This window comes from Pseudorhodoplanes sp., assembly GCF_035565855.1.
GTDB lineage: Bacteria > Pseudomonadota > Alphaproteobacteria > Rhizobiales > Xanthobacteraceae > Pseudorhodoplanes.
This window is the reverse complement of sequence record NZ_DATMRX010000284.1, coordinates 22,700-29,378: the sequence shown is the minus strand read 5'-3', so window position 1 is coordinate 29,378 and position 6,679 is coordinate 22,700. Positions and strand designations below refer to the sequence as shown.

Below are 6,679 nucleotides of genomic sequence, written 5' to 3'. Positions count from 1 at the left end.
AGCGGACGCTCGGAGAACAGATACGCGATATTGGCGGCAAAACGGGGCATTGGGCCTCGCAGGCGGAGGGAATCGGAGCCCCTTGTATCAAAGCTTCTCCCGGCTTCGCTGTGCACAATCCATGGTGACAGCGCCGGATTTTCCCGTCTTTGGCGATGCAGTGGGCAGCGGACACCCCTCGAAAATCGTCCCTTCTCCACATGGAGGCCAGCCCCGAAAACACGACAAATCAAAGCCTTGATGGTTGTGGGCGAATGCCCACATTGAACCCCACAGGGCGAGTGGGACGTTTTGTGGTTGACTGCCTGTATACAAGGCGGTTCGATGCCGCAAAACAACAAGCTGTCTCAAAGGGTCGAGGAACAAGGCGAGGGCCGTGCGATGAACGCACAAGAGCTGCTGCAGGAAATTTCCGATTATTGCCGCCAGGCGGGGCTCGCTGAGTCCACGTTCGGACGGCGGGCCGTGAATGACGGCAAGCTCACGAGCCGGCTGCGCAACGGCGGGCGCATTACCACCGAGACGCTCGATCGCATTCGAACCTTCATGACCATTCACAATGGAAGAGAAAGCGCGCGTCCAATGATCATCGAGCGTGGTGGCCGTCCGTCGGCTGTCGATCCCGTGGCGGCAACGCCGGCGCCTGCCAATGCCAATGACGACGGCAACCGCGAATTTCGGTTCTTCGACAACCGGCAGAAATATCTGCTGTTCGTGAATACCTGCAGCGAGAAATGGGTCGTCGCCAACAAGGTCGCGCAGGAGCTCGGCAACATCCATCCGCGTCCGCCGGCAGTGCGCCTGTTCGACGCCGGCCTCGGTGATGGCACCGTTCTCACCCGCGTGATGCGCGCGATGCATCATCGCTACCCGAACATGCCGTTCTACATTTCCGGCAAGGAGATCAGCCTCGAGGACATCCGGCTCACCCTGGAGAAGATGCCGGACCGGCTTTACGAGCATCCGTCCACGGTCCTCGTCCTGACCAACATGTATTATTCGGAGGCGCCGTGGCTGACGGTGAAATCCCCCGCCGCGGCCAACAGCCTGGTCTGGAACGAAGTCGCACTGACCGGCACGACCTCGCACGATTTCGAGGAGCAGATCACCGGCTTGCAGGACTTCCTGTCCGAAAACTGGAAGGCCGGCGTCAGTCCGAAGACCGGAAATCCGATCTACGAGCGTCCGGTGGTGCTGGTGATCTACCGGCAGGATCACAAATTCCTGCTCGACCCGATCATCCCGCGGCGCGGCGCGGCCAATGCCGATTTCGATCTGATAATCGCGTCGCAGCCTTATCGCGCCCGCGCTACCGCGGAGTTCAAGGCGCAGAAGGTCATCGCTCCGCTTGCCCGCGCGCTCGGGCCGGGCGGCCGCCTGATCGCGATCCATTCCTATGGCAACGATCCGGCGTCCGAGATCGTGCAGAGCGTGTGGCCCGGCGATAATCCTTTCCAGACCGATCGTCATGCGATCCTGCGCGAAGTGAAAAAGGCGCTGGGACCCGCGGCGCGCGATCTGAACTTCAACACCTACGCCGATAACCGCGCGATCTTCCGCTACGACATGCACACGCTGCCGAGCGAAGTGACGGGATCGATCGGCACATCGACGGTTCTCGCGGCCTGGAATGCTGCGATCTACGTGTCGCAGGTCGAGGACGAGCGCCTCAACGAGGTCGTCAAGGATTCTCGCTATCTCGACGCCACGCGCGAAGTGCTGCGCAAGCATAACGGTCTTTGGTTCAACGACGAATCCTACGTCATCTCGCGAAGAAGAGAATAAGCATGGCCCTCCCGCTTCGGAAACCTTCGCGTTTGGAGTCCGATACCGTTGACGACATCTGCACGTTCCTCGCCGATTTCTCGCTTGAGGTGACGCGCCCGAAGCTTGCCGATCTGCAGGCGATCCGCGACAGCGCCGGCCCGGGTATCCGGGTCTATGTCAGCGCGATCCCGACGCGGCCTTCGGCCGAACTGGTCGAGCAATCGGCGATGACGCGTCAATGCGGTCTCGAACCCGTGCCGCATATCGCCGTGCGCAACTACCAGAGCCGCGACGAGCTGACCGGCTTGATCGCGCGGCTGGCGAACGAAGCCGGCGTGAAGCAGGTGCTGGTGATTTCCGGCGACCGCGGCGACGCGGCGGGTCCGTTCACGTCGTCGCTGGAGATCATCGAAAGCGGCGTCCTGCAGCAGCATGGCATCACCCATGTCAGCATCGCCGGCCACCCGGACGGCCATCCGGTGGTGTCCGACGACGTGATGCAGCGGGCGCTTCTGGCCAAGCTTGAGGCGGCCGAACAGAGCGGCCTCGTCGCGGACATCGTGACGCAATTCGGCTTCGACGCGGCCGGCATCACGCGCTGGGTCATGAAGATCCGCGATCTCGGCATCGAGGCGCCGGTCCGCATCGGTCTCGCCGGCCCGACCAATCTGACGACGCTTTTGAAATACGCGCAGCGCTGCGGCGTCAAGGCATCGGTCGGCGGCATCACCAAGCATGCCGGTCTGGTGAAGAACCTGTTCGGTGTCAGCGCGCCTGACGCGATTGTGCGAACGCTTGCCGGCGAGAACGTGAGCGGCGCCCTCGGCAGCGTCGCCGTGCATTTCTTCTCGTTCGGCGGTGTCGCCGCGACCTCCAAATGGGCCGCTCATGCCGCGCAGGGGCGGATCGCGCTCGAAGGCGACGGCTTCTCGGTGCAGCCGTAGCTCTTCATTTCGCCGCGCAGGTTGTGCCTGCACAAACAAAAAAGCCCCGGCCTCGGCCGGGGCTTTTCGTTTGACCGAAAGAAGCGCGGTCAGTTGAGTTCGCGCCAGATGCCGAGCGATTCCTGCATCGGGCGATCGGAGATCGAGAACAGCACGCTCTGATCGTCGGCCTTGTGCGAATATTGCTTCCAGGACGGGATCACGAACACGTCGCGCGGTCCCCACTCGAAGACTTCGCCGTCGATGGTGGTCTGACCCTTGCCCTCGAGGCACGCGAAGATGGTGCCGTCGGTCGAGCGATAGGGCTGGCCCTTGAACCCCTTCGGCAACAGCGACAGATGGGCCCCCATGGTCGGGGTCGACCAGCCGCCGTTGAACGGATTGGCGTAGCGCAGTCGGAAGCCGTGATACGGGTTGATGTCGTCGGTCTTCGCCATGCGGTCGAGGATCGGACGCACCCGCTCATAGGCATAGTTGATGATCGGCGATTCCTTCTTGGTGTTCGTGCCGTCCGGCAGCACGCCCGAGCCGTAGCGCCACAGGGAATCGTTGTCGGTGTATTTGGTATTCTGCACCGCGGAATCGAGATGCTCGGCGAAGGCAGTCTCGAAGAAGTTGATGGTGGGAACGTCGAGCACGTCGAGCCAGATCATCGGCTTCTTCGACTCGTTGCCGTGGTCGTGCGCGGTCCAGCTCGGCGTCAGAACGAAGTCGCCGTACTTCATCAGCGTCTTCTCGCCATCGACCTGGGTGTAGGCGCCGTCGCCATCGAGGATCAGCCGGATCGCGCCGGCGGTGTGACGGTGCGCGCCGGCAATCTCGCCCGGCAGGATCAGCTGCAGACCGGCATAGAGCGAAGGCGTGATGCGCGACTGGCCGCGCAAAGCCGGATTCTCCAGCACCAGCACGCGGCGCTCGGCCTCTTCCGCGGTGAGGAGGCCCCCGGCCTCTTCCACCATCGGCCTCACTTCGTCGAAGTGCCAGATCGCGGGCGCGGCGATCGACTTCGGGCTCTTGGCGACGAGATCCTTGAGCACCTCCCAGAGCGGCGCCATGTCGCGCTGGGAAATCTTCTCGTAGAAAGCCGCCCGCTTGGGGTCCTTGCTGCCTTCGTAGATCTTGGCCTTCTTGTCGGTGACGGCGGTGGCGGTCGCCATGAATTCCTCCTGAGACACCTTTCTGGATGGTTGCTCTAACAATAGTCCCAAAACGGCCCTGATCCTAGGGGCAGCACCCCGCGGCATATCTGCCATACGGGGTTTTCACCGGATGGGTAATTCCGGGCCGGCCGCGCGATCAGGTGTTGATCGAGCCGCCGTCCACGGCGATGGTCTGACCCGTCACGAAGTCGCTGTCCGCCGAGGCGAGGAATACGAGAGCCCCCAGGAGGTCCTGCGGCAGCTGGTCCCGCTTGAACGCGCGGCTTCCGACCACGCGGGCTTTGAGCGCCTCGTCATGGGTCCCGCTGGCCACCAGGGTTTCGCTCATCACGAGGCCCGGCGCGAGCGTGTTGACGCAAATGCCGTGTTCGCCGAGTTCGCGCGACAGCGTGCGGGTGAAGGTCGCGATCGCCCCCTTGGACGCCGTATAGTGCAGCATGCCCGGCAGCCCCTTATAGACCGTGCCGGAGCCGATATTGATGATCTTGCCGTACCGCTTGGCCATCATGTGCGGGACCGCATGTTTCACGGTCAGAAAAGAGCCGCGGACGTTCACCGCAAACACCTTGTCCCAGAGGTCGACGTCGATGTCCTGCACCTTGGTGTGCTGAAGCGGCGCAAAAAGCGCGGCATTGTTCACCAGGATGTCGATCTTGCCGAACCGCTCCACGGCCCGGTCCATCACCGCCTTGACCTGATCCTCGCGGCTGACATCGCAGGTCACGCTCATCGTGGCGTTGGCCCCGTATTTTCCAGCGATCTCGGCGGCGGCCTCCTCGCCTCCCGAAATGTCGGCGATCACCACCCCGGCGCCCTCGGCGGCGAGCGCCTCCGAGTAATGACGCCCGATCCCCTTGGCGCCGCCGGTCACGATGGCGGTGCGTCCTGAAAGTCTTCCCAGCTCGGTTCTTGCCATGTCTGTCCCAGTCTTTAGAAAGTGCGGCGACTGTATGACTGTCCAAGGAACGAAGCGCAACATGACCCCGGAAACCGAAGACCGCCTTGCCATCCGCGACCTGATCGAGGACTGGGCCGTTTTACGTGACGCAAGGCTCTGGGACGCATTCAGGAAGGTCTGGCACGACGACGGGGTCATGCAGGCCACGTGGTTTCAGGGTACGGCCGACGAATTCATCAAGGTGAGCCAGGAAGGCTACGACAAGGGCGTCCGGATCCTGCATTTCCTCGGCGGGATGAATATCGAGATCAATGCCAACCGGGCCATCGCCCAGACCAAGATGACGATCTCGCAGCGCGGCCCCGTGGACGGCGTCCTTTGCGACGTCGTGTGCACCGGACGCTTCTATGACTTCTTCGAAAAGCGCTTCAGCCGTTGGGGCCTCGTCCTGCGCCAGCCGATCTACGAAAAGGACCGCTGCGACCCTGTCGACCCGACGGCGACCTTGAAGCTCGATCAGGACATCCTGAAGCTGTACCCGGAAGGCTACCGCCACCTGGCCTATCTGCAGCACAAGATCGGCTACAAGGTGAAGCGCGACATGCCCGGCCTCGATGGCCCAGAACTCGAGGCGCTCTACGCCAAGGGCAAGGCATGGCTCGAGGGTCACTCGCTCTGACTACAAGCCGGCCGCCCGGCCGGTGACCGGTACTGCGTCTTTCGGATCTCACCGCCTGGATCGCAAGGAAACCAGCATCATGACTTCGGCCTTGTTTTCTCCGATTACGCTGCGTGGACTGACGTTGCCCAACCGCGTCGTGGTTTCACCGATGTGTCAGTATGCCTCGGAGGATGGCTCCGCCACCGACTGGCATCTGCAGCATCTCGGCAGCTTCTCGCTTGGCGCTGCCGGCCTCGTCATCACCGAGATGACGATGGTCAGCCGGGTGGGCCGCATCTCGCAGAAATGCGCCGGTCTCTATTCGGACGAGAACGAGAAGGCGCTCAAGCGCGTCATCGATTTCTGCAAGACCTTCGGGGTCGCCAAACAAGGCGTCCAGATCGGTCACGCCGGGCGAAAAGGCTCGACCCAGCCGCCGGCGCAGGGCGGCAAGCCGCTGAAGCCGGAGGAAGGCGCCTGGGAGACCCTGGGCCCCTCCCCGATCCCGTTTGGCGAAGGCTGGCCGCTGCCGCGCGAGATGAACAAGACCGACCTCAAGCAGGTGCTCGACGAATTTGTCTCAGCCGTGCAGCGCGCCGATCGCGTCGGCTATGACCTCGTCGAAATCCACGGCGGCCACGGCTATCTCCTCAACCAGTTCCTGTCGCCGCTCGCCAACCAGCGCAGCGACGAATATGGCGGCTCGGTTGAAAAGCGCATGCGCTATCCGCTCGAAGTCTTTGCCGCATGCCGTGAGGTCTGGCCGAAGGACAAGCCGATGGGCATTCGCGTTTCAGCGGTGGACTGGGTCGATGGCGGCACGACCGTCGAGGACACGGTCGCCTTCGCCAAGGAGCTGAAGAAACTCGGCTGCGATTTCGTCGACGTGTCGAGCGGCAATGTCGATCTGCGCCAGAAGGTGCCGTTCGCGCCTGCCTTCAACGCGCCGTTCGCAGAACGGGTCCGGCGCGAGGCAGACATCCCCACGATGGTGGTGGGCCTGATCACCAAGGCGCGCGAAGCCGAGGAGATCGTCGCATCAGGCAAGGCCGACATGATCGTCATCGGCCGGGCTGCGATGTGGGACCCGCGCTGGGCCTGGCATGCCGCCGAGGAACTCGGGGCGGAGACGCCTTACGCCCCGAAAACCATGCCGTCGCACCCCAAGATGCGGCCGCAGGTGTTTCCCAATCGCGCGGCGACGACGGCTTAAGGCGCATCGCCGGCCGGGCCGCGTCGAGACACGCGG

6 protein-coding genes are annotated in these 6,679 nt (G+C 63.2%); 4 read left to right on the top strand and 2 right to left on the bottom strand.

Annotated features, from left to right (window positions below):
- Positions 1–381: 381 nt before the first annotated feature.
- The gene (locus tag VN004_RS16275; RefSeq protein WP_325612153.1) at positions 382–1,785 is read left to right on the top strand and encodes a hypothetical protein; all 1,404 of its coding nucleotides are present in this window, start codon (positions 382–384) and stop codon (positions 1,783–1,785) included.
- Positions 1,786–1,787: 2 nt separating this feature from the next.
- Positions 1,788–2,711, top strand: a complete 924-nt coding sequence (locus VN004_RS16270) for a methylenetetrahydrofolate reductase (protein ID WP_325612151.1) — start codon at positions 1,788–1,790, stop codon at positions 2,709–2,711.
- 89 nt (positions 2,712–2,800) lie between these two features.
- Here the strand turns inward: VN004_RS16270 and gtdA are convergent, their stop codons facing one another.
- Together gtdA and VN004_RS16260 are read right to left on the bottom strand one after the other, a co-directional pair.
- Positions 2,801–3,868 carry a gentisate 1,2-dioxygenase gene (gene gtdA, locus VN004_RS16265; RefSeq protein ID WP_325612149.1) on the bottom strand — a complete coding sequence of 356 codons (1,068 nt, stop codon included), beginning with the start codon at positions 3,866–3,868 and terminating at the stop codon, positions 2,801–2,803.
- 139 nt (positions 3,869–4,007) lie between these two features.
- Positions 4,008–4,787 carry a glucose 1-dehydrogenase gene (locus tag VN004_RS16260; RefSeq protein WP_325612147.1) on the bottom strand — a complete coding sequence of 260 codons (780 nt, stop codon included), beginning with the start codon at positions 4,785–4,787 and terminating at the stop codon, positions 4,008–4,010.
- Between the two features lie 61 nt (positions 4,788–4,848).
- Between VN004_RS16260 and VN004_RS16255 the strand changes: the two genes are divergently transcribed.
- Both VN004_RS16255 and VN004_RS16250 read left to right on the top strand, forming a co-directional pair.
- On the top strand, positions 4,849–5,448 hold the full coding sequence (locus tag VN004_RS16255) for a nuclear transport factor 2 family protein (RefSeq protein ID WP_325612145.1): 600 nt from the start codon (positions 4,849–4,851) through the stop codon (positions 5,446–5,448).
- Positions 5,449–5,527: 79 nt separating this feature from the next.
- A complete protein-coding gene (locus VN004_RS16250) occupies positions 5,528–6,643 on the top strand; it encodes an NADH:flavin oxidoreductase/NADH oxidase (RefSeq protein ID WP_325612141.1) in 1,116 nt (371 codons plus the stop codon).
- Positions 6,644–6,679 lie beyond the last annotated feature (36 nt).

Bases quoted from the DNA above. Each gene is read 5' to 3' on its own strand.
- VN004_RS16275 (WP_325612153.1), top strand. From the start codon at position 382: ATGAACGCACAAGAGCTGCTGCAGGAAATTTCCGATTATTGCCGCCAG.
- VN004_RS16270 (WP_325612151.1), top strand. From the start codon at position 1,788: ATGGCCCTCCCGCTTCGGAAACCTTCGCGTTTGGAGTCCGATACCGTT.
- gtdA (WP_325612149.1), bottom strand. From the start codon at position 3,868: ATGGCGACCGCCACCGCCGTCACCGACAAGAAGGCCAAGATCTACGAA.
- VN004_RS16260 (WP_325612147.1), bottom strand. From the start codon at position 4,787: ATGGCAAGAACCGAGCTGGGAAGACTTTCAGGACGCACCGCCATCGTG.
- VN004_RS16255 (WP_325612145.1), top strand. From the start codon at position 4,849: ATGACCCCGGAAACCGAAGACCGCCTTGCCATCCGCGACCTGATCGAG.
- VN004_RS16250 (WP_325612141.1), top strand. From the start codon at position 5,528: ATGACTTCGGCCTTGTTTTCTCCGATTACGCTGCGTGGACTGACGTTG.